We start from the raw sequence: 25,057 nt of genomic DNA, 5'->3' as shown, positions 1-25,057 counted from the left end.
ACGCTCGCCCGCTGCTGGTTCGCGGCGCCCGCATCCTCGATCCCTCGCAGGGGCTGGACGAGCGCGGCGACCTCCTGGTCGAGAACGGGCTGATCACCGCCGCGGGCGCCTCGGTTGCCGGCCAGGGAGCGCCGGACGGGGCGCGGATCCTCGATGCCGGGGGACAGCTCCTGATTCCCGGCCTAGTGGATGCCCGCGTCCACATGGGCGAGCCGGGCAGCGAACACCGCGAGACGATCCGCTCGGTCAGCCGTGCGGCGGCTGCAGGCGGCGTCACCTCGATCCTCACCATGCCCGACACCGACCCGGTGATCGACGACGTCGCGCTGGTGCAGTTCGTGATGCGCACCGCGCGCGAGACGGCATCGGTCAACGTGTTTCCCTCGGCCGCCCTCACCAAGGGGCTCAGGGGCAAGGAGATGACCGAGATCGGCCTCCTGGCGCAGGCGGGCGTGCGCGCCTTCACCGACGGGCGGCGCACCCTGCGCGACAGCGGGCTGATCCGGCGGATCATGACCTATATGCGCGATTTCGACGCCCTCTTCGCGCACGAGACGCAGGATGCCGACCTCACGGGCTCGGGCGTCATGAACGAGGGTCTTCTCGCCTCCTGGCTCGGTCTGCCCGGCATCCCGCGCGAGGCGGAGCTGATCCCGCTGGAGCGAGACCTCCGCCTCGCCGCGCTGACCGGCGCGCGCTACCACGCGGCCAAGCTCTCGACCGGCGCCTCGGCCGAGGCCATCCGCGCCGCCAAGGATCGCGGCGTCGACGCCACGGCCGGCGTCTCCGTCAACCACCTGTCGCTCAACGAGAACGACATCGGCGAGTATCGCACCTTCTTCCGCCTGTCGCCGCCGCTGCGCCACGAGGACGACCGCCAGGCGATGATTGCCGCGCTCGCCGACGGCACGGTGGACATCATCTGCTCCTCGCACGATCCGCAGGACGCGGACGGCAAGCGGCGCCCGTTTGCGGAAGCGGAGGTGGGCGCGATCGGGCTAGAGACGCTCCTGCCCGCGGCCCTCCGGCTTCATCACGCGGGCCAGGTGGGCCTGTCGCGGATCGTCGAGGCGCTGACCGTCGCACCGGCGCGTCTCCTGAAGCTCGACCGGGGCACCCTGCAGGCAGGACGGCCGGCGGACTTCGCGCTGGTCGATCTCGACGCGCCCTACGTGTTCGACAAGAGCCGCATCCAGTCGCGCTCCAAGAACACCGCCTTCGAGAACGCGCGCTTCCAGGGCGAGGTGACGAGGACCTTCGTCTCCGGCCGCGAGGTCTTCTCCCTCCCCGATCAACGGCACTGAGGCGATCCCCATGGGCGCAGACACCGAACCGACCACCCTCCTGATCGCCCTTCTGGTCGGCTACCTCTGCGGCACCATCGCCTTCGGCCTGATCCTGACGAAGCTGTTCGGCCTCGGAGATCTCCGTTCGATCGGTTCGGGCAACATCGGGGCCACCAACGTCCTGCGAACCGGCAACAAGAAGGTCGCGGCGCTGACCCTGCTCGGCGACCTCCTGAAGGCGACCGTGCCGGTGCTGATCTTCTGGCGCTGGGGGGCGCCGGCGGCGGCCGTCGCCGGCTTCGGCGCGTTTCTCGGCCACCTCTTCCCGGTCTGGCTCGGGTTCCGTGGCGGCAAGGGCGTCGCGACCTATCTCGGCGTGCTCCTCGGCTTCGCGCCGGTGGGCGTCCTGGTGTTCGCCGCGGTCTGGCTCGGGGCGGCCAAGATCTGGAAGTTCTCGTCGCTGGCCGCGCTGCTCGCCACACTCGTCGTGCCGGTCGCCTATCTCCTCCTCGGCAACATGTTGGCGGCGGGGCTGACGGCGGTGCTCACCGTCCTGGTCTACATCAAGCACGCCCCCAACATCCGCCGCCTCCTGGCTGGGACGGAGAGCCGGATCGGGTCCAAGGGGTGATCTCGCCGGCGGCGGAGCCCGAGCCGGTCCTGGACGCGGCGGAGCGCCTCGCCGCGCTTCGCCTGATCCGCAGCGAGAACGTCGGCCCCGTCACCTACCGCCGGCTCGTCGCCCGTTTCGGGTCGCCGTCCGCCGCGCTCGACGCGCTGCCCGACCTTGCGGCCCGAGGCGGCGCGCGACGGCGCGTCTCGGCGGCGTCCGAGGCCTCGGTCGAGGCGGAGCTTGCGGCCGCCCGCCGGATGGGCGCGCGTTTCGTGATCCAGGGCGAGGCCGACTATCCGGAGATGCTCGCCCGCACCGAGGCGGCGCCTCCGGTGCTGGCGGTGATGGGGCAGACGTCGCTGTTCCGGCGCCCGGCCGTCGCCGTGGTCGGCGCGCGCTCCGCCACGGCAGCCGGGGCCCGCCTCGCGCGGATGTTCGCGCAAGGGCTGGGCGCCGAAGGCTACTGCGTCGTCTCGGGCCTCGCGCGCGGCATCGACGCGGCGGCGCACGAGGCGAGCCTCGCCACCGGCACGGTCGGCGTCTTCGCGGGCGGCCTCGACAAACCCTACCCGCCGGAGAACCGGCCGTTGATGCGCCGCATCGTGGACGGCGGCGGATGCCTGCTCACCGAGATGCCCTTCGGCTGGGAGCCGCGAGCGGTGGATTTTCCACGGCGCAACCGCGTGGTGGTCGCGCTTGCGCTCGGCGTCCTCGTGGTGGAGGCGGCCATGCGCTCGGGCACCCTGATCAGCGCGAGGCTCGCGGGCGAGCTCGGGCGCCTCCTGTTCGCCGTCCCCGGCTCGCCACTGGACGCGAAGTCGGCGGGCTGCAACGCGCTCATCAAGGACGGTGCGACGCTCGTGACCGAGCCGGCGGACATCCTCTCCGCTCTGGCGCCGCTCGACGCGCGAGCGCCGCAGCGCCGTGGCCTCTTCGAGGACCGGGCGGACGACGGCGGTTTCGCCGAGCCCGGCGAGGACGACCGCGCCCGCCTCCTGCGTTCGCTGAGCGCGACGCCCGTATCGCTGGACGATCTTCTCGCCCATGCCGAGGTCGAGTGGGGCGCCGCGCAGGTGCTCCTCCTGGAGCTCGACCTCGCCGGGCGTCTGGAGCGCCACAGTGGCGGTCGGCTCAGCGTCCTGCCCTGAGCGGAGCGCCCGCCGGAGCGTATCGGGGTTGACCGGCGCGCCCGGCCTGTCCATGTGAGCGAAGCTTGAAGTTTCCGGCGGCCCCGTGCGTCCGCCCCCTTCCCCAGGACCGTTCGCTCATGGAAGTCGTTATCGTCGAATCGCCGGCCAAAGCGAAGACGATCAACAAATATCTCGGCAGCAACTACAAGGTGCTCGCCTCCTTCGGCCATGTGCGCGACCTGCCGCCCAAGGACGGATCGGTGCGCCCGGACGACGACTTCGCCATGGATTGGGAGGTCGACAAGCCGTCGCAGAAGCGCCTGACCGAGATCGCGCAGGCCGTGAAGGGCGCCGACGGCCTGATCCTCGCCACCGACCCGGATCGCGAGGGCGAGGCCATCTCGTGGCACGTGCTCGAGGTGTTGCAGCAGAAGAAGGTCATCAAGGACAAGCCGGTCAGCCGCGTCGTCTTCAACGCCATCACCAAGAAGGCGGTGCTGGACGCGATGGCGAATCCGCGCGAGATCGACGTGCCGCTGGTGGACGCCTATCTCGCCCGTCGCGCGCTGGACTATCTCGTCGGCTTCACGCTTTCCCCGGTTCTCTGGCGCAAGCTGCCGGGCGCCCGCTCGGCGGGCCGCGTCCAATCGGTGGCGCTGCGCCTCGTCTGCGACCGCGAGGCCGAGATCGAGCGGTTCAAGACCGACGAGTACTGGCAGATCGCCGCCCGCCTCTCGACGCCGCGCGGCGAGGACTTCACCGCGCGCCTGACCGCCTTCGACGGCGAGAAGCTCCAGCGCCTGTCGATCGGCAACGAAGCGCGCGCCTTCGAGATGCGCGACATGCTGAACGGCGCCGCGTTCAAGGCGCTGTCGGTCGAGGCGAAGCCGACGCGCCGCAACCCGTCGCCGCCCTTCACCACTTCCAGCCTTCAGCAGGCAGCCTCGGCCAAGCTCGGCTTCGGCGCCTCGCGCACCATGCAGATCGCCCAGCGCCTCTACGAGGGCATGGACATCGGCGGCGAGACGGTGGGCCTCATCACCTATATGCGAACCGACGGCGTGCAGATGGCGCCGGAAGCGGTCTCCGACGCCCGCAAGGCGATCGGCACGACGTTCGGCGAGCGTTACGTGCCCGAGAAGCCGCGCTTCTATTCGACCAAGGCGAAGAACGCGCAGGAAGCGCACGAGGCGATCCGCCCGACGAGCTTCGACCGCCATCCGAAGGAGGTGGAACGCTTCCTGGATCGCGACCAGGCACGGCTTTACGACCTGATCTGGAAGCGCGCCATCGCCAGCCAGATGGCGTCTGCCGAGATCGAGCGCACCACGGCCGAGATCGAAGCGACGGGCGGCGGCCGGCGCGCCATGCTGCGCGCCACCGGCTCGGTGATCCGCTTCGACGGCTTCATCGGCGCCTATCAGGATCACCGCGACGATTCCAAGGCTCCCGCCGAGACGAGCGAGGACGACGACGACAGCGCGCGCCTGCCCGAGATCAGCGCGAACGATGCGCTGAAGCGCCTGTCGGTCGATCCGACCCAGCACTTCACCGAGCCCCCGCCCCGCTACTCCGAAGCCTCGCTCATCAAGAAGATGGAGGAGCTCGGCATCGGGCGCCCCTCCACCTACGCCGCGACGCTCCAGACGCTGCAGGACCGCGAGTACATCGTCCAGGACAAGCGCAAGCTGTTCCCCGATTCGAAGGGGCGGCTGGTCACGGCCTTCCTGCACAACTTCTTCGAACGCTACGTGGAGTACGACTTCACGGCCGACCTCGAGGGCAAGCTCGACGGCATCTCCGCTGGCGAACTGTCCTGGAAGGATGTTCTGCGTGAGTTCTGGCGCGATTTCTCCGCCCAGGTGGACGGCACCAAGGAACTGCGCGTCTCGGACGTGCTGGACGCCTTGAACGAGGAACTCGCGCCGCTCGTCTTCCCGGACAAGGGCGACGGGACGGACCCGCGCGCCTGCCCGCGCTGCAGCGACGGCCGGCTCAGCCTCAAGCTGGGCAAGTTCGGCGCCTTCGTGGGTTGCTCCAACTATCCCGAATGCGGCTTCACGCGGCAGCTCGGCACCAACCTCCAGGCCGAGGGCGTGGACGGCGACGGCGGGCTGAACGAGCCGAAGGACCTCGGCACCGATCCCGAAACCGGCGAGCCGGTGACGCTGCGGTCCGGCCGCTTCGGCCCCTACGTCCAGCGCGGCGAGGGCAAGGAGGCGAAGCGTTCGTCCCTGCCCAAGGGCTGGCAGGTGGCCGACATCGACTTCGAGAAGGCGCGCCAGCTCCTGTCGCTGCCGCGCGAGGTGGGCATCCATCCGGAAACGGGAAAGCCCATCCTCGCCGGCCTCGGCCGCTACGGGCCGTTCCTCCAGCACGACGGCGCCTATGCCAACCTCGAGTCGATCGAGGACGTGCTGACGGTCGGCCTCAACCGCGCCGTCACCGTGATCGCCGAGAAGAAGGAGCGCGGGGGGCGCGGGCGCGGAACGCCGGCGGCGCTCGCGACGCTCGGCGAACACCCGACCATCGGCGGGTCGATCACCGTGCGCGAGGGCCGTTTCGGCCCCTACGTCAACGCCGGCAAGGTGAACGCGACGCTGCCGCGCGGCAAGGACCCCGCCAGCGTGACTCTGGAAGAGGCGATCCAGATCCTCAACGAGCGCGCCGAAAAGACCGGCACGAAGATCAAGAAGGCGCCGGCCAAGAAGGCGATTAAGACGACCAAGGCCGCGAAGGCGGACGGTGAGGAGAAGCCGAAGAAGCCGGCGCCACGCCGGGCCTCGGCAAAGGCCGGCGAGACCAAGACGGCCGCTGCCAAGAAGCCGGCGGCCCGCAAGCCGGCGGCGAAGGCGAAGGCGGACTGACCCGGATGGCGAAGCGCGCGAAACCCCAAGGAGAAGCGCGCTCGCTGAGCCGCGAAGACGTCCTGCGGTTCCTGGCCGAAAATCCGGGCCGCGCCACCAAGCGCGACCTCGCGAAGGCCTTCGGGGTCAAGGGCGACGACCGCTACGTCCTCAAGGACATCCTGGCCGACCTTCAGGCCGAAGGGGTTCTGGAAGGCGGCCGCAAGAGCTATCGCCGTCCCGGCGAGCTGCCGACGGTCGGCGTGCTTGAGGTTCGCGCGCGCGATGCGGACGGCGGCCTCCTCGCCGATCCGGTCGGCTGGGACGAAGAGGAGCGCGGCCCGCGCCCCCGTTTCGCCCTGCGCGCCGGCGGATCCGGCCCGGCCGTCGGCATCGGCGACCGGGTGCTCGCGCAGCTTGCCTACGAGGGCGAGCACGGCCCGAGCGCCAAGGTGATCCGCAAGCTGGAAAGGCGCACCGCGCGCGCCATCGGCGTGTTCCGCGCGACGCCGGGCGGCGGCGGGCGGGTGGAACCCGTGGAGCGCCGTCAGCTCGAATACGCCATTCCCCCGGGTAGCACCCGCGAAGCGAGGGACGGCGACCTCGTCGAGGTGGAGCCCGCCGAGCATCAGCGGCGGGGCCTGCCGACAGGCTCGGTCGCCGAGGTCATCGGCTCCGTGGCGACCGAGCGGGCGATCTCCACCATCGCGCTGCACGCCCATTCGATCCCGCACGTGTTTCCCGAAAGCGTGCTGGCCGAGGCCGAGCGCGCCGGCGCAGCGACCATGGAGCACCGAGAGGACTGGCGCGACCTGCCGCTGGTGACGATCGACCCGCGTGACGCCAAGGACCACGACGACGCCGTCCATGCCCGGCCGGACGAGGACCCCGCCAATCCCGGCGGCTTCGTCGTCACCGTCGCGATCGCGGACGTCTCCTGGTACGTGCGGCCGGGCACCAAGCTCGACGCCGAGGCGCGGCTTCGGGGCAATTCGGTCTACTTCCCCGACCGCGTCGTGCCCATGCTGCCCGAGCGCATCTCCAACGACCTGTGTTCGCTGCGCGAAGGTGTCGACCGGCCTGCGCTCGCGGTGCGCATGGTGTTCGACGCACAGGGCGCCAAGCGCGGGCATCGGTTCTTCCGCATCATGATGCGCAGCCACGCGAAGCTCGCCTACGAGGAGGCGCAGGCGGCGATCGATGGGCAACCGAACGGAGTGGCCGCGCCGATCCTCGAAACGGTGTTGCGCCCGCTCTGGGCGGCGTACCGCGCCCTGGTCACGGCGCGCCGGGAGCGCCAGCCGCTCGATCTCGACCTGCCCGAGCGCAAGATCCTCCTCGACGCGAATGGCCGAGTGGATCGCGTCGTGGTGCCCGACCGGCTCGACGCCCATCGCCTGATCGAGGAGATGATGATCCAGGCCAACGTCGCGGCGGCCGAGACGCTGGAGCGACAGAAGCAGGCGCTGATCTACCGGGCGCACGACGCGCCCTCCATGGCCAAGATGGAATCGCTGCGCGACTTCCTGCGAACGCTGGAACTGCCGCTCGCAAAGAGCGGCAACCTGCGGCCCGCCCATTTCAACGGCATCCTGAAGGCCGTGCGCGGCGGCGAGCACGAAAGCCTCGTCAACGAGGTGGTGCTCCGTTCGCAGAGCCAGGCGAACTACTCGCCCGACAATATCGGCCATTTCGGCCTGAACCTGATGCGCTACGCGCATTTCACCTCGCCGATCCGGCGCTATGCCGATCTCGTGGTGCATCGGGCGTTGGTCAAGGCGCTGGATCTCGGGGCCGGCGGCATCACGCGCGAGCAGGAGGCCGAGTTCGAACGGACCGCCGAAGAGATCAGCCAGGCCGAGCGCCGCGCCATGGCGGCCGAGCGCGACACCGTCGATCGGCTGATCGCCCAGCATCTGGCGGGGCGGCTCGGCGAAACCTTCGAAGGGCGCGTCACGGGCGTCACGCGGGCCGGCCTGTTCGTTCAGCTTCCCGCCTACGGGGCGGATGGCTTCGTGCCGATCTCGACGCTCGGGCGCGACTACTTCCATCACGACGAGGCCGCCCACACCCTGGTCGGCGAGCGCACGCGCCTCGGCTACCGGCTGGGCGACACGGTGGAGGTGAAGCTCGTGGAGGCCGCGCCGCTGTCGGGGACCATGCGCTTCGAGATGCTGACGGAGGCGCGCGAACTGCCGGGCACGACGGGCTCGTTCCACAAGACGCGCATGCGCAGCGGTCGCCCGGGCCGCGCCGGCCGTGCCAAGAACGTCGCCGGCAAGGTGAGGAAGAAGCGATGAGCGCGGAGGCCGGTGGCTCGCCGCCCGAACGCCGCGACGTGGTTCAGGCCATGTGGCGCGGTTTTCGCATGCGCTGCCCCCATTGCGGCGAGGGTCGGCTGTTCCGCGGCTTCCTCAAGAGCGTCGATCGTTGCGACCGATGCCACGAGACCTACACCCATCACCGGGCGGACGACCTCCCGCCCTACCTGACGGTCTTCATCGTCGGGCATATCGTGGTGGCGCTGTTCATGGGCACCGAGGAATGGGTCGAGCTGTCGCTCGCCGCCCACCTGGCGATCTGGATTCCGGTCACCCTCATTCTCTCGCTGGTCCTGCTGCAACCCCTCAAGGGGGCGACCATCGGGCTGCAGTGGGCGATCCGCATGCACGGTTTCGGTGGGTCGGCCGCAGAAGCCGATCATTGACGGCGCCGACGCCCCGCCTCCGACCGAAGGATGCGGCTTCGCTGCTTCTTTTCCGCAGGAGCGGCGGCGAGACGCGGTTTCTGATGGGCGTCCGTGCGGCGGGCCATCTGTTCATGCCCGGTCACCTCGTGTTCCCCGGCGGTCGCCTGGAGCCGTGCGACGGCGCGTTGGCGCGCCATCTGCCGCTGGACGACGCGGTGGCGGATCGCCTGATGCTGGGCCGGCCGAAGATCGGCTCCCGCCGCCGCGCCTCGGCCCTGGCGCTCGCTGCGATTCGCGAGACGCAGGAGGAGACGGGCCTGCTCGTCGCCCGGCCGGGCGCCCTGCCCGTGCGCCACGACGCTTGGGCGCCGTTCGCGGCGGCCGGGGCCGTGCCGACGCCGCGCGCCCTGGTTCCGCTCGCCCGCGCCATCACGCCGCCCGGCATGCCGCGCCGGTTCGACGCGCGCTTCTTCCTGGCCCCCGCCGACTGCCTCCTGCATCGGCCTGCGACCCTTTCGCCCCCGTCCGACGAGTTCGAAAGCGTCACATGGGTGGGATCGGCCGAGCTTAAGAGGTATCGCATCGCCCGGATCACCGAACTCGTGCTGGAGGCCGCCTTTCGGCGGATTCGGGACGGGACGGAGCGCGATCCCGGAGCGCCGAATCCCTTCTTCCGCCGCGACGGCGCCGGGCACAGCACCGAGTATCTATGACCCCCAGCCACTCCGCCACGAAGCCGCCCCCCGACGACCCTGAGCGCATCGACTGGATGGGGGCGACGGCCGCCATCGCTTCCATCGGGGCGGTGGGGCTTGCGCTGGGGCTCGGCCTGCCGCTGCTCAGCGTCGTCCTGGAGAACCGCGGGCTGTCCGCCTCGATGATCGGCCTCAACACGGCCATCGCCGGTGTCGCCTCGCTTCTGGCCGCGCCGGGCGTCGCTCCGCTCGCGCGTCGCTTCGGCGTTCGCGGGACCCTCCTTCTCGCCATCGTCGCCGCCGCGCTCTCGGCGGTCGGGTTCCACCTCTTCCAGCCGTTCTGGACGTGGTTTCCGCTGCGGCTCGTCTTCCACTTCTCGGTGACGGTGATGTTCATTCTGTCCGAGTTCTGGATCAGCTCGGTTTCGCCACCGCGACGGCGGGGCCTCGTTCTCGGGATCTACGCCACGGTGCTGGCGCTCGGCTTCGCCCTCGGGCCCTTCCTGTTCTCGCTGGTCGGCAGCCGGGGCTTCCTCCCTTTCGGGCTCGGCGCCGGAATCATCCTCCTTTCGGCTGTTCCGCTGTTCCTCGCGGGACGCTCCGAGCCCGTGCTTGATCGGGGCCACGGCGCGTCGTTCCACCGCTACCTCTGGGTGGTGCCGAGTGCGACCTGCGCGGTGCTGGTGTTCGGCGCGGTGGAATCGGGCGGCCTGGCGCTGTTTCCGATCTACGGCCTGTCGATCGGCTTCAGCGAGGGCGGGGCGGCGCGGCTGCTGACAGCGGTCGGTCTCGGCAGCGTCGCGCTCCAGATACCCCTGGGTCTGCTGAGCGACAGGGTGGCCGACCGGCGACACCTTCTTCTCGCCTTCGCTGCGGTGGGTCTCGTCGGGGCCCTGCTGCTGCCTCTTCTCGCGACCAACTGGATGCTCCTTGCCGTCGTGCTGTTCCTGTGGGGCGGCGTGGTGGCGGGGCTCTACACGGTGGGTCTCGCCCATCTCGGCTCGCGCCTTCGCGGCGCCGATCTCGCGGCCGCCAACGCGGCTTTCATCTTCTGCTACTCGCTCGGCATGCTGGTGGGCCCGCAGGGGCTCGGCGTTTCCATGGACTTCTTTGGGCCGAATGGCTTCGCCTACGCGCTGGCGGCCTTCTTCGCGGCCTATCTGATGGCGATCGGAGTGCGCACCCTGCGGCGTCCCTCTTGACTTGAGCGCGGCCATGCGTAGTGTCCGCCGCGATAGTCGAGGCGGCTCGTCCGCCCCGTCGAGCATCGAGCCTGAACCCGGTCCGGTACTCGAATCTTCTCGAACCCTGCCCTGCATGCCTCGCGCGACGGTCGCCCATCGCTCCGCCCGGCGCAGGACACGACAATTGACAGACGGACGGACCGAAGACCATGGCCAAGGCAACGACCATCAAGATCAAGCTGCTGAGCACGGCGGACACCGGCTTCTTCTACGTGACGAAGAAGAACAGCCGTACGATGACCGACAAGCTCGTCAAGACGAAGTACGACCCGGTCGCGCGCAAGCACGTCGAGTTCCGCGAGACCAAGATCAAGTAAGCCGATCATCCCTTCTGGGATCGTGCCGCCGCCCTTCGGGGCGGCGTTTTGCGTTGAGCTGTTGGCCCGACGGATATTGCGAGATCGAGGAACGACGGGGAACGGTGGCGGAGATGTTGGTCGGTCGGCTATCCGATCACGGTACGAGGAAACCGCGATTGACCGGATGCCGACCGACCGCCCCACGGGACCCAGGAGATGCGGCGGACCTGAGCATTCCATGGGGAAACTCGAAGGGAGCGGCTTGCCTGCGCCCTTTTTCCCACGGCCCGAGACTTGCCGAGAATCGCGACGGAATCAATCCTGTGGACTAATCCGAGACGTGATCTTTTCATGGATGGTTAACCCTGCGACGCAGGGCCGCGCCCCTCACGCGTCGCCGAGGAACGACTTGATCGTCTCGATGAACTTGGTCACCGCGATCGGCTTGGAAATGTAGGCCTCGCAGCCGCCCTGGCGGATCCGCTCCTCGTCTCCCTTCATCGCGAAGGCGGTGACCGCGATCACCGGAATGCGCCGGAGATCGGCGTCGGCCTTCAGCAGCTTGGTCACCTCCAGACCCGAGATCTCCGGGAGCTGGATGTCCATGAGGATCAGGTCGGGCTGGCTTTCACGCGCCAGATCCATGGCCGTCAGGCCGCTGCGCGTCTGGACGGTGCGGTAGCCATGGGCCTCGATGAGGTCGCGGAAGAGCTTCATGTTGAGCTCGTTGTCCTCGACGATCATGACGGTCTTGGTCATTGACGCAACCTTCTTGGCGGAATCCAACAGCTTCCGTTCCTGTCTCGGTTCGCAAAAGTACCCCTAATTTGATTTAACAAAGGTGGAAATGCAGCGTCCGGCCGCGTGAGGCATCGTCATGGTTAAGAAACGCTTCGAAATGGATAGGACTTCGGAAGATCAGGCATCCACCTTGGCGATCGACGCGCTGTCGTTCGTGGCGTCGGATACGGTGCTGTTCAATCGCTTCCTCCGCCTGACCGGGTTGGAGTTGGAGAACCTGCGCGAGGCCGCCGGGGAGCCGGCCTTCCTCGCCGGCGTGCTGGACTTCGTGATCGGCGACGAGGCGACGCTCGGAGATTTCGCGGAGCATGCGGGCGTGAGCCCGCCCGCCGTGGTCGCGGCCCGACGCGCGCTCGGCGGCGACTACGCCGAATCGCTCTCGTGAGCGGTCGACGCGACACGACGCGCGGGCCGCGGATCACCGACCTGCCGCAGCGCCACGACGCCCTTCTGGTGCTGGACGTCGACGAGGTCATCCTCCACTTCATCGCTCCGTTCTGCGACCTCCTGGCCGAATACGGCGCGCGGCTTCACTTCGACAGCTTCCGCCTCACCGGCAACGTGCGCTCTGTCGCCACCGGCACCGCCCTGACCGGTCACCAGCTCGACGGGGTCACCGACCAGCTCTACGCCGAGCAGGAGCGGCGCCAGCGGCCGGTGGAGGGCGCGCGCGAGGCGCTGGACCGACTCCGGCGGGACGCCGACATCGTGTTCCTGACCGCCATGACGCCGAGCTTCTTCGACCAGCGGCGGCGGCTCCTGGACGCGGCGGGCCTGCCGGATCCGATGATCGCGACCGAGCGCTCCAAGGGCGGCGTGGTCGCGGAACTCGCCGCCCGCTGGCGCGGCCCGATCGCCTTCGTGGACGATCTGCCCCCCAACCTCGAAACCGTCCGGCGCAGCGTGCCGGACGTCCATCTCGTCCATCTGATGGCCAACGCCGAGTTCCGTCGTCACCTTCCGCCGATGCCGGCGGGCACGGTGCGCGCGGAGGGCTGGCCGGGCGCGGAGGCCGCGCTTCTGCAGATCGTGGCGGGCGGCTGAGAGGCCGCCCACCGCGGACGGCTCACGTCAGCTCGACGTCGACCACGCCCGGCGCGGCCTTGATCGCGCTGGCGATCTGCGGCGAGACGCGAAAGCGGCCTTCGAGGTCGATCTCGATCTCGCGCTCGCCGTCGTTGCGCAGGACGATCAGCGACACCTGGCTTTCTCCGCCGGGGCGAAGCTGGCTGCGCACGAAGCCGACAGGCTTCGCGTCGCGCACGATCACCCGCAGCGCCCGCTGCATCTTCTCCGCCTCGCCCTCCAGCGACTGGACGGCGGAGGCGCGCAGCGAGATGCCTTCCGGCCGATCCTCGGCCGAGACGGTGACGATCACGGACGCTCCCGGCTCGAGCATGTCGCGGAAGGCGATCAGCGTCTCGGTGAACAGCACGACCTCGTACTGGCCGGTGGAATCGGAGAGCTGGACGATGCCGATCTTGCCGCCCGTCTTGGTCTTGCGCTCCTGACGGGAGGTCACGGTGCCCGCGAGCCGCCCGGCCGTCTGACCCCGACGCACGCCGGCGACGACCTCGGCATAGGACTGGACCTTAAGCCGCTTGAGCGCGGCCTTGTATTCGTCCAGCGGGTGGGCCGAGAGGTAGAAGCCGATCGCCTGGAACTCCTTCAGGAGACGCTCCGCGCTGGTCCAGCCCTGCACCTCGCCGAGCCGCAGCGGCTCGGGGCCAGAACCGGCGCCGCCGAACATGTCGTGCTGGCCCGAGGTCCGGCCCGTCTGCGCCAGGGCGGCGTATCCCGCCAGACGTTCCAGGTTACCGCACAGGCGGGCCCGGTCGTGGCCGAAGCAATCCAGGGCGCCGGCGCAGATCAGGTGCTCCAGCGTGCGCTTGTTGACGATCTTCGGATCGATGCGGGCGAAGAAGTCCTCGAGGCTCGCGAACTCGCCGCCTTCGGCGCGCCGCTCCACGATATGCTCCACCGCCTGCTCGCCGACGCCCTTGATGGCGGCCAGCGCGTAGAAGATCTTCCCGTCGCGCACCTCGAACGCCTTGAACGACGTCTGCACGGACGGGGGCACGACCTCGATGCCCAGGCGCTTGGCGTCGAGCCGGAAGTCGTTGAGCTTGTCCGTGTTGCCCATGTCCAGCGTCATGGAGCCCGCCAGGAACTCCACCGGATGGTTCGCCTTGAGATAGGCGGTCTGGTAGGAGACCAGGGCGTAGGCGGCGGCGTGGCTCTTGTTGAAGCCGTAGTCCGCGAACTTGGCGAGCAGGTCGAAGATCGTGTTGGCCTGCGCCTTCTTGATGCCGCCCTTCTCGCAGCCGTCCACGAAGCGCACGCGCTGCACGTCCATCTCCGCGCGGATCTTCTTGCCCATGGCGCGGCGCAGAAGGTCGGCCTCGCCCAGCGTGTAGCCGGACAGGACCTGGGCGATCTGCATCACCTGTTCCTGGTAGACGATGACGCCTTGCGTCTCGCGAAGGATTGGCTCGATCTTCTCGTGGATGATTTCCACCGTCTCCTCGCCGTGCTTGCGCGCGTTGTAGACGGGGATGTTCTCCATCGGGCCCGGCCGATAGAGGGCGACGAGAGCGATGATGTCCTCGAAGCAGTCGGGGCGCATGCCGATCAGCGCCTTGCGCATGCCGATCGATTCCACCTGGAACACGCCGACCGTCTCGCCCCGGGTCAGGAGCTGGTAGGTCGGCTGGTCGTCCAGCGGAAGCGCGCCGAGGTCTATGGCGACGCCGCGCCGGGCGATGAGGTCCACCGCCGTCTTGAGCGTGGTGAGGGTCTTGAGGCCGAGGAAGTCGAACTTCACCAGGCCCGCCTGCTCCACCCATTTCATGTTGAACTGGGTGACCGGCATGTCGGAGCGCGGATCGCGGTACATCGGCACCAGCCGCGACAGCGGACGGTCGCCGATCACGATGCCGGCGGCGTGCGTCGAGGCGTGGCGATAGAGGCCCTCGAGCTTCAGCGAGATCGTCAGGAGGCGATCCACGACGTCTTCGGCCTTGCGCGCCTCCTGCAGACGCGGCTCGTCCTCCAGCGCCTGCGCCAGGGTGACCGGATTGGCGGGGTTCTGCGGCACGAGCTTGCACAGCTTGTCGACGTGGCCGTAGCTCATCTCGAGAACGCGACCGACGTCGCGCAGCACGGCGCGCGCCTGCATCGACCCGAAGGTAATGATCTGCGCCACCTGCTCGCGGCCGTACTTCTCCTGGACGTAGCGGATCACCTCCTCGCGCCGGTCCTGGCAGAAGTCGATGTCGAAGTCGGGCATCGACACGCGGTCGGGATTGAGAAACCGCTCGAACAGGAGCGCGAAGCGCAAGGGGTCGAGGTCGGTGATGGTCAGCGAGTAGGCGACCAGCGAGCCGGCGCCCGAGCCGCGTCCGGGCCCGACCGGGATGCCGTTGGCCTTGGCCCACTTGATGAAGTCCGACACGATCAGGAAGTAGCCGGGGAACTTCATCCGCTCGATGACCGAGAGCTCGAACTCCAGCCGCTCGCGGTAGATCGCCTCGGTCTGCCCCGGTGCGGGCCCGTGGGCCTGGAGACGGGCTTCTAGACCGGCCTCCGCCTGGCGGCGCAGCTCGGCCGCCTCCGCCAGCTCCGCCTCCGCCGCGTCGGCGTCGGCTCCGGCGAAGCGCGGCAGGATCGGCTTGCGGGTGCGCACGCGGTAGTAGCAGCGGCGCGCGATCTCGATCGTGTTCTCCAGCGCCTCCGGCAGGTCGGCGAAGAGCTCCGCCATCTTGTCCTGCGACTTGAGGCAGTGGTCGTCGGTCAGGCGGCGTCGGTCCTCGTGGCTGACCAGCCGGTTCGAGGCGACGGCGATCAGCGCGTCGTGCGCGTCGAAATCCTCGTTGCAGAAGAAGAAGGGTTCGTTGGTGGCGACCAGCGGCAGACCGAGCTCGTAGGCGAGCGCCACCGTGTCGGGTTCGGTGCGGCGCTCGCGGCCGCCGTGGCGCTGGAGCTCGACATAGAGCCGGTCGCCGTAGAGCGAGGCCAGCGCCTCCAGCCGCGACCGCGCCAGGGCGCCCTGCCCGGCCGCGATGGCGGCGCCGATCGGGCCGAGCGGGCCGCCGGTGAGGACGATCAGCCCCTCGGTGCGCCCTTCCAGCCAAGCGACCGGCACGTGCGGGCGCACGTTGCCGTCGTGCGCCAGGTAGGACAGCGAGACGATCTCGACCAAGTTCTCGTAGCCGCGCTCCGTCGCGGCGATGAAGGCCATCGCGGCCGACGGGCCGAAGCCGGAACGGTCGCGCGGATTGATCTCGGCATCGCCGAAATCCACGTCGAGCTGACAGCCGATGATCGGCTGGATGCCGGACTTCGCCGCCTTCTCGGAGAATTCCAGCGCGCCGAAGAGATTGTTGGTGTCGGCGATGCCGATGGCCGGCGCCCCGTCGCCCTTGGCGAACTTGACGATCTGGTCGATCCGCAGCGCCCCCTCCAGAAGGGAGAAGGCGCTATGCACCCGCAGGTGGACGAAACGCGGCGGCGCAATCGGCTCGATCTGGTCGGACACGGCGATCTCCTCGATCGTCGGCGTGTCGTCCTCGGACGGCTCGCCGACCGGCCGGAGGTAACCGGTGTCGTCGTAGAACGACTCGGGCACACTCTCGGCGTCAGAAGATTCCTCAGTGTTCCAATCCATGGGGCGGAGTCCAGCCTGGGATTTCAGGACGGGCCCGCCCCCGAGGGCCCATCCCCAGATAAGAGGCCGCCGGGACGCCCGCCAGGGTCGTCCGGACAACCATCGTGGTCAGAGAAAGTGGACGACCAGCGCGAAGCTCGCGAAGAAGAGCGAGAGAGCGGTCAGCGAAGCGAGTTCCTTCAGGATCAGCATGTCGTTCCCCTTTCGTTCCTATGTTCCTTTTTTGTTCCATCGAGCACGGAACGTCAAGGGGTCGCGGACCGGATGGTGAACGAAACATGAAGCCTCGTGCGGATGCACGGAAGCGCCCGCACCGCTCTCGGCGGCCGGGGTGTTGGGATCTCGTCGCTCGCGGTTCCGCCCGGGAGTGGGCGACGGGACGCCGGAGGCGAACCTCCGTTGGTTGTTGTGTTGTGGTCCGCCTCCGGCGTCCCGCGCGGTGTTGTCCAGTTCCGGACCGGCGTGCCAGGCCGGCCCATGCGCCTTCGACGGGGGTTACGGAGGGCGCCTCGGCCCGATCGGCCCATCCGCTCTCACCGGATGGACGTGGGCTGTCTCCAGCGCCGAGTTTTCAGAGGAGCCGCCTCGTTTTGGACAGCCAACCCCCCATGCCAGGAACCGTCCGGGCCACGCGCCCTCCGGCAGGGCGCGCATCGCGGACACCGCTCGCCGGCCCTTCCGAACGATCCCGGTGATCATTCGCGCCCATCCAGAACGGGCCGGCGATGGGAGGAGCATAGGCCGAGGGCGGTAGGGCGGGGAGTGAACGGGGATGACGCGCGGCGCGGACGAGGAAGGCTCCATTCGCGTCGGCGCCGCGGACATGCCGTGGCTATGAAGCCGTGCCGTCCCCCTTCCAGCGAAACGCATCCACCAGGGCCCGCAGCGCGGGCGACACCTGTCGGTGCGGGTAGTAGAGGTGGCAGCCGGGAAAGGGCACGCACCAATCCCCCAGAACCTGGACGAGCTGGCCGCTCGCGACCTCCGCGGCGACATCGTGCTCCATCATGTAGCCGAGCCCGGCGCCGGCCCGAACGGCGGCTGCCGCCAGCCCCTCGTCGTTCACCACGAGCTGTCCGCCGGGCTGGATCTTCATGTCCTGCCCGGCGCGCTCGAACTCCCAGGGCAGGACCCTGCCCGCGCCGACGAGGCGGTAATTGATGCAGCGATGCGACTTCAGGTCGGCAGGCGTCTCGGGATGGGGATGGGCTGCGAAGTAGTCCGGCGTACCCACCACCACCGTGCGCAGGTCCGGGCCGACGCGCACCGCCACCATGTCGGCCTCCAGCGTCTCCCCCAGGCGGATGCCGGCATCGAACCCGTCCGCCACGAGATCCACCAACCGGTCGTCGACGATCACCTCCACCGCGATGTCGGGATGGTCGAGGAGAAAGCGCGGCAGGCGCGGCGCGAGCACCGTGCGCGCCCCGTGGCTGTAGGTGGTGAGGCGCAGCGCGCCGGAAGGAGCGTCGCGCCAGTATGCCAGCGCCGACAGCCCCTGGTCGATCTCCGCGAGCGCCGGCTCCAGCGACATGAGCAGCCGGCGGCCGGCGGCGGTGGGAGCGACGCTGCGTGTCGTGCGCGCCAGGAGCCGAAGACCGAGGCGCTCCTCCAGACCGCGTATCGTATGGCTCAGCGTCGAGGGCGAGAGGCCGAGCGCGGCTGCCGCGCGCGTGAAGCTGCGGGATCGCGCGACCGCCGCGAACACCGCCAGATCGTCGAGCTCGCCACGTCTCATTGCTGCGTCAGACCCATGAACCCTTGCGGCTTCCGCCCGCTAATCGGCGACACCGCGCGCTCCTATCTCTGCCGCATCTTGCAGGGAGACGCAGCAATGAGCAACGCGACCTATCGGACCCTCGGCCGTTCCGGCCTTCTCGTCAGCCCGCTCGCGCTCGGAACGATGACGTTCGGAGCGGGGCGATGGGGCGTGGACGAGGCGGGCGCCCTCGCGATCTTCGACACCTATCTCGAGACCGGCGGAAACTTCGTGGACACGGCCGACGTCTATTCGGGCGGGATGAGCGAGACGATGCTCGGTCGCTTCGTCAAGGAACGCGGGGTCCGCGAGGCGTTGGTGATCGCCACGAAGTCCGGCTTTCCGCGCCGGGACGACACGCCGCTCGCGGGCGGCAACTCGGCGCGCAACATCCGCAACGGCATGGAGGGCTCGCTGCGGCGGCTCGGCATCGACCATATCGATGTCTACTGGACGCATGTCTGGGACCGGACGACGCCTCCGGAGGAAGTCCTGCGGGCGCTGACCGATGCGGTGCGGCGCGGCGACATCCTCTACTACGGCTTCTCCAACGCCCCGGCCTGGTACGCCGCCCAGGTCGCGACGCTCGCCCGCGCGCACGGTCTCCCCGAGCCGATCGGCCTGCAATACGCCTATTCACTGATCGACCGGGGTGTCGAACTCGACGTCCTTCCCATGGGGCGTGCGCTGGGAATGGGCCTCGTGGGATGGAGCCCGCTCGCCTTCGGCATGCTGACCGGCAAGTACGGGCGCGAGAAGCTGGCCGAGGCAGGGCCTGCCGGAAGCCTGCCGAACCGCGCCGGCGGAACCGACGAGGCCGGCGGCGACGGCCGCCTGAACGGCGACAACCCCTATGGCGGCATGCTGTTCACCGAACGGAACTTCCGGATCGTCGACACCTTGCGCGAGGTCGCGGGCGAGGCCGGACGCTCGATGGCGGAGGTGGCGCTGGCCTGGGTCGCGCGCCGGCCGGGCGTCGGCTCGATCCTGATCGGCGCGAGCCGCCCCGAGCAGATCAGCCAGAACATCGCCTCGCTGGACATCGCGCTGACCGCCGACCAACGGACGCGGCTGGACGAGGCGACGGCGCTGCCGACGCTCAACCCCTACTTCGTTTTCGACCTGCCGCGCGAACGCATCTTCGGCGGCCACGACGTCCGGCCGTGGTCCTGACGGGAGACGGCGGCCGCCTAGGGGCGGTCGCCGGCCCCTCGCGGACGGCCGCATCGCGCCGAGATCCGCCCTACCCCAGCACGTGGTCCACGATCTTGCCCCCCTCCAGCGTCACTGCGCGGTCCATGCGGCGCGCGAGGTCGTGGTTGTGGGTGGCGATCAGCGCGGCGACGCCCGACTGGCGCACCAGGGCCGTCATCGCCTCGAACACGTAGCTCGACGTCGACGGATCGAGATTGCCGGTCGGCTCGTCGGCCAGGAGGACGTAGGGGTTGTTGGCGACCGCGCGGGCGATGGCGACGCGCTGCTGCTCCCCGCCGGAAAGCTCTGCCGGACGGTGGGAGACGCGCTGGCCGAGGCGCATGTAGTCGAGGAGCATGCGCGCGCGCTCGCCCGCCACCTTGCGCGGCAGGCCGCGGATCATCTGCGGCAGCATCACGTTCTCCAGCGCCGAGAACTCGGGCAGGAGATGGTGGAACTGGTAGACGAAGCCGATGGAGGAGCGGCGCATCTGCGTGCGCCCCGCGTCGTCCAGCCCGGCGCAGGACGTGCCGTTGACGAACACGTCGCCCCCGTCCGGCTTCTCCAGGAGGCCGGCGATGTGAAGGAGCGTTGACTTGCCCGCGCCGGACGGAGCCACCAGGGCCACCATCTCGCCGGCGCCGATCTCCATGTCGGCCTGGTCGAGGATCGTCAGGCGCGACTCGCCCTGGAGGTAGTGCCGCTCGACGGCGGCGAGGCGGAGGGAGGAACTCGTGCTCATTCGTAGCGTAGCGCCTCGACGGGATCGAGCTTCGAGGCCTGCCAGGACGGGAAGATCGTCGCCAGGAACGACAGTCCGATCGCCATCGCCACCACGGTGACGACCTCGCCCGGATCGATCTCCGCCGGCAGGCGAGACAGAAAGTAGAACTCGGGGTTGAACAGCGTCGTGCCCGACACCCAGGAGAAGAACTGGCGCAGGTTCTCGATGTTGAGGCAGAACAGCGTGCCGAGCACGAAGCCCGCCAGCGTGCCCGCGACGCCGATCGAGGCCCCGGTGATCAGGAAGACGCGCATGATCGATCCGCGCGTCGCGCCCATGGTGCGCATGATCGCGATGTCGCGGCCCTTGTCCTTCACCAGCATGAACAGGCCGGAGATGATGTTCAGCGCGGCCACCAGCACGATCAGCGTGAGGATGATGAACATCACGTTGCGCTCCACCTCGAGCGCCGAGAAAAAGCTCTCGTTCATGCGCTGCCAGGTGACGGTGTAGTTCGGACGCCCGGCCGCCTGCTCGATCGCCGCCTGGAGGGACGCGACGCGATCGGGATCGTCGAGGAAGATCTCGATCGACTGCGCCTTGTCCTCCGAGTTGAAGAAAAGCTGGGCTTCCGTGAGGGGCATGTAGACGTAGGACGCGTCGTATTCGGACAGGCCGATCTCGAAGATCGCCACCACCGGATAGGACTTCACTCGCGGCGTCACGCCGAGCGGCGTCACGTCGCCTTCCGGCGAGACGAGCGTGATGGAATCGCCGAGCCCAAGCCCGAGCGACTGCGCCAGACGCGAGCCGATGGCGACCCCCTGCCCGGTGTCGAAATGCTCGATCGAGCCGAGCTGGATGTTGCTGGAGACCGGCGTGAGCTTCTGCAGATCCGCCCCGCGAACGCCCTTGACCAGCGCGCCGGTGGAGGTGGAGCCGCTGCCCGTGGCGAGTACCTGGCCCTGCACCAGCGGCATCGTGTAGGCGACGCCCGGCACGCCGGCGACGCGCCGCGCGACCTCGTCGTAGTCGGTCAGCGGCGTGTCCATCGGCTGCATGATGACATGGCCGTTGACGCCGAGGATGCGCGTCAGCAGCTCGCCGCGGAAGCCGTTCATCACCGACATGACGATGATCAGCGCGGCGACGCCCAGCATGATGCCGACGAAGGAGAAGCCGGCGATCACGGAGACGCCGGCGTCGCGGCGGCGCGAGCGCAGGTATCGCCCCGCGATCATCCACTCGAAGCGCGAGAACGGGCGGGTGCCGCCCGCCCCTTCCGCGCCGTGGACGGCCGCTTCCAGGGTCTCCGTCCCGGTCACGCGGACAGTCGGGCCATGAGGTCGCCGACGGGCAGCGTCTCGCGCGCGCCGGTGGCGCGGTCCTTGATCTCGACCTCGCCGGCCTTGGCGCCGCGCGGGCCGACGATGACCTGCACCGGCAGGCCGATCAGGTCCATGGTGGCGAACTTGGCGCCGGCACGCGTGTCCTCGTCGTCGTAGAGCACGTCATGGCCCACCGCCTGAAGCTCGGCATAGAGGCGGTCGCACACGGCGTCGCAGTCCGCGTCGCCCGGCTTCATGTTGACGAGGCCGACGTCGAACGGCGCGACGCCCTTCGGCCAGATGATGCCGTTGTCGTCGTGGCTCGCCTCGATGATCGCGGCGATGAGCCGGCTCGGGCCGATGCCGTAGGAGCCCATCTGCACGGGGACTTCCTTGCCGTCCGGCCCCGTCACGGTCGCGCCCATCGGCTCGGAATACTTGGTGCCGAAATGGAAGATGTGCCCGACCTCGATGCCGCGCGCGGCGAGCCGCTCGGCGTCCGGCACGGCGTTCCAGGCCGCCTCGTCGTGCATCTCCTCCGTGGCGGCGTAGGGCATCGTCCAGGTCTCCACGATCGAGGCGAGGGCGCCGGCGTCGGAGAAGTCGACCCCCTCGCCCGGCACCTTCATGTCGAGGTAGTCTCGATGGCAGAACACCTCGCTCTCGCCCGTTGACGCGAGGATGATGAACTCGTGGCTCAGCTCGCCCCCGATCGGCCCGGTGTCGGCGCGCATCGGGATCGCCTTCAGGCCCATCCGGGCGAAGGTCCGCAGATAGGCGACGAACATGCGGTCGTAGGCGGTCTTGGACGCCTCGTAGTCGATGTCGAAGGAATAGGCGTCCTTCATCAGGAACTCGCGCGAGCGCATCACGCCGAAGCGCGGACGCACCTCGTCGCGGAACTTCCACTGGATGTGGTAGAGGTTCAGCGGCAGGTCCTTGTAGGAGCGCACGTAGGACCGGAAGATGTCGGTGACCATCTCCTCGTTGGTGGGGCCGAACAGGAGGTCGCGCTCGTGCCGGTCCTGGATCCGCAGCATCTCCTTGCCGTAGTCGTCGTAGCGGCCGCTCTCGCGCCACAGGTCGGCGGACTGGATGGTCGGCATCAGAAGCTCGATCGCGCCGGAGCGGTCCTGCTCCTCGCGGATGATCTTCGTCACCTTGTCGAGGACGCGCTTGCCGAGCGGCAGGAACGAATAGAGCCCAGCCGCCTGCTGGCGGATCATGCCGGCGCGCAACATCAGGCGATGCGACACGATCTCGGCTTCCTTGGGGGTCTCCTTCAGGATCGGCAGGAAGTAGCGGGACAGGCGCATGGGAACCTTGCGTTCGCGTTCGGGCGTGTGGACGTGAGTCCCGAAGCTCTTAACCATTCGTTCCGGTGTTGGGAAGCGAGCGGGCGGGCCGCCGCCGAGCGCACGCAGGCTTGATGCAAGCTGATGCAGACGAACGGCTGCCCAACATTCATGCACCATGACGAAAAAATGTCACAAAGCGCATGATTCGAGTCGACAGCCGGACGGTTTCGGGCCTAGATACGTCCCGTCAAGACAAGCGCCTCAACGGCGCGACTCGCTCGGTCCAGTCATGGGAGGACGTGGTTTCCGGCGCGCCATGCGCTGCCCCGGTCGTGTCATCGGAGCGAAACCCGGATCAAGCACCTAAAAATGCGAAGCGCGAGCTTCGCATTTTTTTTGTGCATCGCTTGGCGGCTCAGGTGCCCGGAACGATGTGCGGGAACGAGCCCGGACCGATGCCCCAGACCTCCGTCACGAGATAGAACACGGCGAAGACGGCGGTCGACACCAGCGTGTTGTAGAGGGCGACCTTGCCGAGGCTGAAGCGGGCGGGTGCGCTGTGCGTGGTGCCCAGCACGATCTCGCCCTCGTCCGCCTGCGAGCGCATGCGGATCGGCAGGACGACGAAGAGAACCGTCCACCAGATCACGAAATAGATCGCCACGGCGGTGAGAATGCCCATTCGTGGTCCTCCCGGTTGCGGGGTGCGGGCCAGGAGCCCGGCCATCGTGCCGGAACTCCTGGACCCGCCATGCGGCGCGAGCGAGGCGGCGGGTCAGCCGCGAACGACGAACACCGTCACGGCGGGCTTCTTGCCCCAGATGTCGTAGGCCTCGCCCCGAACGGCGCGGCGTACGGCCTCGCGGACGAGCTCGAGATCCTTGCGCCGGCCACGCGGAATGCTCTCCACCGCGCCTGCCGCCGCTTCCATCAGGACGTCCACGAACTCCTCGCCCTCGTCGTCCTTCTCGGGCAGGCCCATGGCCACCACCTCGGGGTCGATGTCGAGCTCCAGCTTCTCGTCGAGCTCCACCAGCACCGAGACGTGGCCGGCGAAGGACAGGCGGCGGCGCTCGCCGATGCCCATCTGCTCGGCGGTGCCGACGAGATGCCCGTCCTTGTAGATGCGGCCGAACGGCACCTCCTCGATCACGCTCGCGGCGCCGGGCGCGAGGCGCACCATCTTGCCGTTGCGGATGGTGACGACCTCCGGCACCCCGAGCTCGCGGGCGAGCCCTGCATGGGCCATCAGGTGGGCCGCCTCGCCGTGCGCGGGAACCGCGATCTTGGGGCGCACCCACTCGTACATCTGCCGCAGCTCGCTCCGCCGGGGATGGCCGGACACGTGAACGAGCTGGTCGTGATCCTCGATCACCCGCACGCCCCGCTCGATCAGCGCGTTCTTGATGTCGAGGATCGCCTTCTCGTTGCCCGGAATCGAGCGCGACGAGAAGATCACCGTATCGCCGCGCGAGAGGGCCACCGTCGGGTGCTCGTCGCGCGCCAGCTTGGACAGCGCCGCGCGCGGCTCCCCCTGGCTTCCGGTCAGCACGATCACCGCCTTGTCGCCCGGCAGGTAGCCGAAGTCCTGCTCGCTGACGAACGGCGCGATACCCTCGAGGTAGCCGAGTTCCTCCGCCACGTCGGCGACGCGCTTCATGGAGCGCCCGAGAAGCAGGACCTGGCGGTCGGCATCGGCCGCCGCCTTGGCGATCGAGCGCACGCGCCCGACATTGGAGGAGAAGGTGGTGATGGCCACCCGCCCCTTGGCCTCGCAGATGATCTGCGACAGCGACTGCGTCACGTCCTGCTCGCTGGGCGAGACGCCCTCGCGCATGGCGTTGGTGGAGTCGCACACGAGCGCCAGCACCCCCTCGTCGCCGATCTGGCGCAGGCGCGCCTCGTCGGTCGGCGCGCCAAGGGCGGGCGTCGCGTCGATCTTCCAGTCGCCGGTGTGGACCACCGTGCCGGCCGAGGTGCGGATCGCCAGCGCTACGGGCTCGGGGATCGAGTGGGTGACGTTGATCGCCTCGATCGAGAACGGTCCGATGTCGAACCGGTCGCCGGCGCGGAAGATCTGGACCGGCACCTTGGGCGCGCCCGGCTCGCTCTCGCGCTTGGCCTGGAGCAGCGCCGCCGTGAAGGGCGTCGCGTAGACGGGGGCCTTGAGGCGCGGCCACAGCGTCAGCACGGCGCCGTAGTGGTCCTCGTGGGCATGGGTGATGATGATCGCCTTCAGCCGGTCGAGGCGGGCCTCGATGAAGGACAGGTCGGGCATCACGAGGTCGATGCCCGGAAACTCGGGGCCGGCGAAGGACACGCCGCAATCCACCGCGATCCATTCCCGCTGGCCCGGCGGGCCGAAGCCGTAGAGGCCGAAGTTCATTCCGATTTCGCCGATGCCGCCGAGCGGCACGAATACAAGCTCGTTCAAAGTGGTCGTTCTTTCGTTTCTGGCATGCGGAGGCATGCAGTCGTCTTGTCG

The 25,057-nt window shown here is 69.0% G+C and carries 20 protein-coding genes; 12 read left to right on the top strand and 8 right to left on the bottom strand.

Going from position 1 to position 25,057, the window contains the following annotated elements; all coding sequences use genetic code 11:
- Nucleotides 1–11: 11 nt before the first annotated feature.
- The 9 genes from D3218_RS02945 (at nucleotide 12) to rpmG (ending at nucleotide 10,820) form a co-directional block, all read left to right on the top strand.
- The gene (locus D3218_RS02945) at nucleotides 12–1,304 is read left to right on the top strand and encodes a dihydroorotase (RefSeq protein ID WP_245414905.1); all 1,293 of its coding nucleotides are present in this window, start codon (nucleotides 12–14) and stop codon (nucleotides 1,302–1,304) included.
- A gap of 10 nt (nucleotides 1,305–1,314) precedes the next feature.
- Nucleotides 1,315–1,917 (top strand): glycerol-3-phosphate 1-O-acyltransferase PlsY, encoded by a 603-nt coding sequence (gene plsY, locus D3218_RS02940; RefSeq protein WP_119538366.1) that lies wholly within the window; start codon nucleotides 1,315–1,317, stop codon nucleotides 1,915–1,917.
- A complete protein-coding gene (dprA, locus tag D3218_RS02935) occupies nucleotides 1,914–3,047 on the top strand; it encodes a DNA-processing protein DprA (protein ID WP_119538365.1) in 1,134 nt (377 codons plus the stop codon). Before plsY ends, dprA begins: the two co-directional genes overlap by 4 nt.
- 119 nt (nucleotides 3,048–3,166) lie before the next feature.
- Entirely contained in the window at nucleotides 3,167–5,896 is a 2,730-nt protein-coding gene (gene topA / locus D3218_RS02930) for a type I DNA topoisomerase (protein ID WP_119538364.1), read from the top strand.
- Between the two features lie 5 nt (nucleotides 5,897–5,901).
- The gene (rnr, locus tag D3218_RS02925) at nucleotides 5,902–8,175 is read left to right on the top strand and encodes a ribonuclease R (protein WP_119538363.1); all 2,274 of its coding nucleotides are present in this window, start codon (nucleotides 5,902–5,904) and stop codon (nucleotides 8,173–8,175) included.
- Nucleotides 8,172–8,582: a DUF983 domain-containing protein gene (locus tag D3218_RS02920; protein WP_119538362.1), complete on the top strand. Its 411-nt coding sequence runs from the start codon at nucleotides 8,172–8,174 to the stop codon at nucleotides 8,580–8,582. Before rnr ends, D3218_RS02920 begins: the two co-directional genes overlap by 4 nt.
- A gap of 83 nt (nucleotides 8,583–8,665) precedes the next feature.
- Complete coding sequence (locus D3218_RS02915; protein ID WP_136625046.1) at nucleotides 8,666–9,277, top strand: NUDIX hydrolase; 612 nt, start codon at nucleotides 8,666–8,668, stop codon at nucleotides 9,275–9,277.
- On the top strand, nucleotides 9,274–10,461 hold the full coding sequence (locus tag D3218_RS02910) for an MFS transporter (protein ID WP_119538360.1): 1,188 nt from the start codon (nucleotides 9,274–9,276) through the stop codon (nucleotides 10,459–10,461). Before D3218_RS02915 ends, D3218_RS02910 begins: the two co-directional genes overlap by 4 nt.
- Nucleotides 10,462–10,652: 191 nt before the next feature.
- Complete coding sequence (gene rpmG / locus D3218_RS02905; RefSeq protein ID WP_119538359.1) at nucleotides 10,653–10,820, top strand: 50S ribosomal protein L33; 168 nt, start codon at nucleotides 10,653–10,655, stop codon at nucleotides 10,818–10,820.
- A 369-nt stretch (nucleotides 10,821–11,189) separates the two neighbouring features.
- Here the strand turns inward: rpmG and D3218_RS02900 are convergent, their stop codons facing one another.
- Nucleotides 11,190–11,561 (bottom strand): response regulator, encoded by a 372-nt coding sequence (locus tag D3218_RS02900; RefSeq protein ID WP_119538358.1) that lies wholly within the window; start codon nucleotides 11,559–11,561, stop codon nucleotides 11,190–11,192.
- Nucleotides 11,562–11,679: 118 nt separating this feature from the next.
- Between D3218_RS02900 and D3218_RS02895 the strand changes: the two genes are divergently transcribed.
- Both D3218_RS02895 and D3218_RS02890 read left to right on the top strand, forming a co-directional pair.
- The gene (locus tag D3218_RS02895; protein WP_342635103.1) at nucleotides 11,680–11,988 is read left to right on the top strand and encodes a DUF3572 domain-containing protein; all 309 of its coding nucleotides are present in this window, start codon (nucleotides 11,680–11,682) and stop codon (nucleotides 11,986–11,988) included.
- A complete protein-coding gene (locus D3218_RS02890) occupies nucleotides 11,985–12,647 on the top strand; it encodes a hypothetical protein (RefSeq protein WP_119538357.1) in 663 nt (220 codons plus the stop codon). The genes D3218_RS02895 and D3218_RS02890 overlap by 4 nt, the downstream gene beginning before the upstream one ends.
- 22 nt (nucleotides 12,648–12,669) lie before the next feature.
- On the opposite strand, the gene dnaE is transcribed toward D3218_RS02890, so the two are convergent.
- Nucleotides 12,670–16,269 carry a DNA polymerase III subunit alpha gene (gene dnaE / locus D3218_RS02885; protein ID WP_119538356.1) on the bottom strand — a complete coding sequence of 1,200 codons (3,600 nt, stop codon included), beginning with the start codon at nucleotides 16,267–16,269 and terminating at the stop codon, nucleotides 12,670–12,672.
- Between the two features lie 832 nt (nucleotides 16,270–17,101).
- Nucleotides 17,102–18,007, bottom strand: coding sequence for a LysR family transcriptional regulator (locus D3218_RS02880; RefSeq protein WP_119538355.1), 906 nt, complete (start codon nucleotides 18,005–18,007; stop codon nucleotides 17,102–17,104).
- Between the two features lie 96 nt (nucleotides 18,008–18,103).
- Here D3218_RS02880 and D3218_RS02875 point away from each other — a divergent pair, with 96 nt between their 5' ends.
- Nucleotides 18,104–19,201, top strand: a complete 1,098-nt coding sequence (locus D3218_RS02875) for an aldo/keto reductase (RefSeq protein ID WP_119538354.1) — start codon at nucleotides 18,104–18,106, stop codon at nucleotides 19,199–19,201.
- Between the two features lie 70 nt (nucleotides 19,202–19,271).
- Here the strand turns inward: D3218_RS02875 and D3218_RS02870 are convergent, their stop codons facing one another.
- From D3218_RS02870 to D3218_RS02850, 5 genes are all read right to left on the bottom strand, one after another.
- Nucleotides 19,272–19,964 (bottom strand): ABC transporter ATP-binding protein, encoded by a 693-nt coding sequence (locus tag D3218_RS02870; RefSeq protein WP_119538353.1) that lies wholly within the window; start codon nucleotides 19,962–19,964, stop codon nucleotides 19,272–19,274.
- Complete coding sequence (locus D3218_RS02865) at nucleotides 19,961–21,187, bottom strand: lipoprotein-releasing ABC transporter permease subunit (RefSeq protein ID WP_119538492.1); 1,227 nt, start codon at nucleotides 21,185–21,187, stop codon at nucleotides 19,961–19,963. The genes D3218_RS02870 and D3218_RS02865 overlap by 4 nt, the downstream gene beginning before the upstream one ends.
- Nucleotides 21,188–21,267: 80 nt before the next feature.
- Nucleotides 21,268–22,590 (bottom strand): proline--tRNA ligase, encoded by a 1,323-nt coding sequence (gene proS, locus D3218_RS02860; protein WP_119538352.1) that lies wholly within the window; start codon nucleotides 22,588–22,590, stop codon nucleotides 21,268–21,270.
- A 397-nt stretch (nucleotides 22,591–22,987) separates the two neighbouring features.
- Nucleotides 22,988–23,254 carry a DUF1467 family protein gene (locus D3218_RS02855; RefSeq protein ID WP_119538351.1) on the bottom strand — a complete coding sequence of 89 codons (267 nt, stop codon included), beginning with the start codon at nucleotides 23,252–23,254 and terminating at the stop codon, nucleotides 22,988–22,990.
- Between the two features lie 93 nt (nucleotides 23,255–23,347).
- Nucleotides 23,348–25,042, bottom strand: a complete 1,695-nt coding sequence (locus tag D3218_RS02850; protein WP_119538350.1) for a ribonuclease J — start codon at nucleotides 25,040–25,042, stop codon at nucleotides 23,348–23,350.
- Between the last annotated feature and the right edge of the window lie 15 nt (nucleotides 25,043–25,057).

The organism is Aureimonas flava (genome assembly GCF_003583935.1).
In the GTDB taxonomy this organism is placed as follows: domain Bacteria; phylum Pseudomonadota; class Alphaproteobacteria; order Rhizobiales; family Rhizobiaceae; genus Aureimonas; species Aureimonas flava.
Note: the sequence above shows the minus strand (reverse complement) of the source record. Positions and strands in the feature narration are given on the sequence as shown.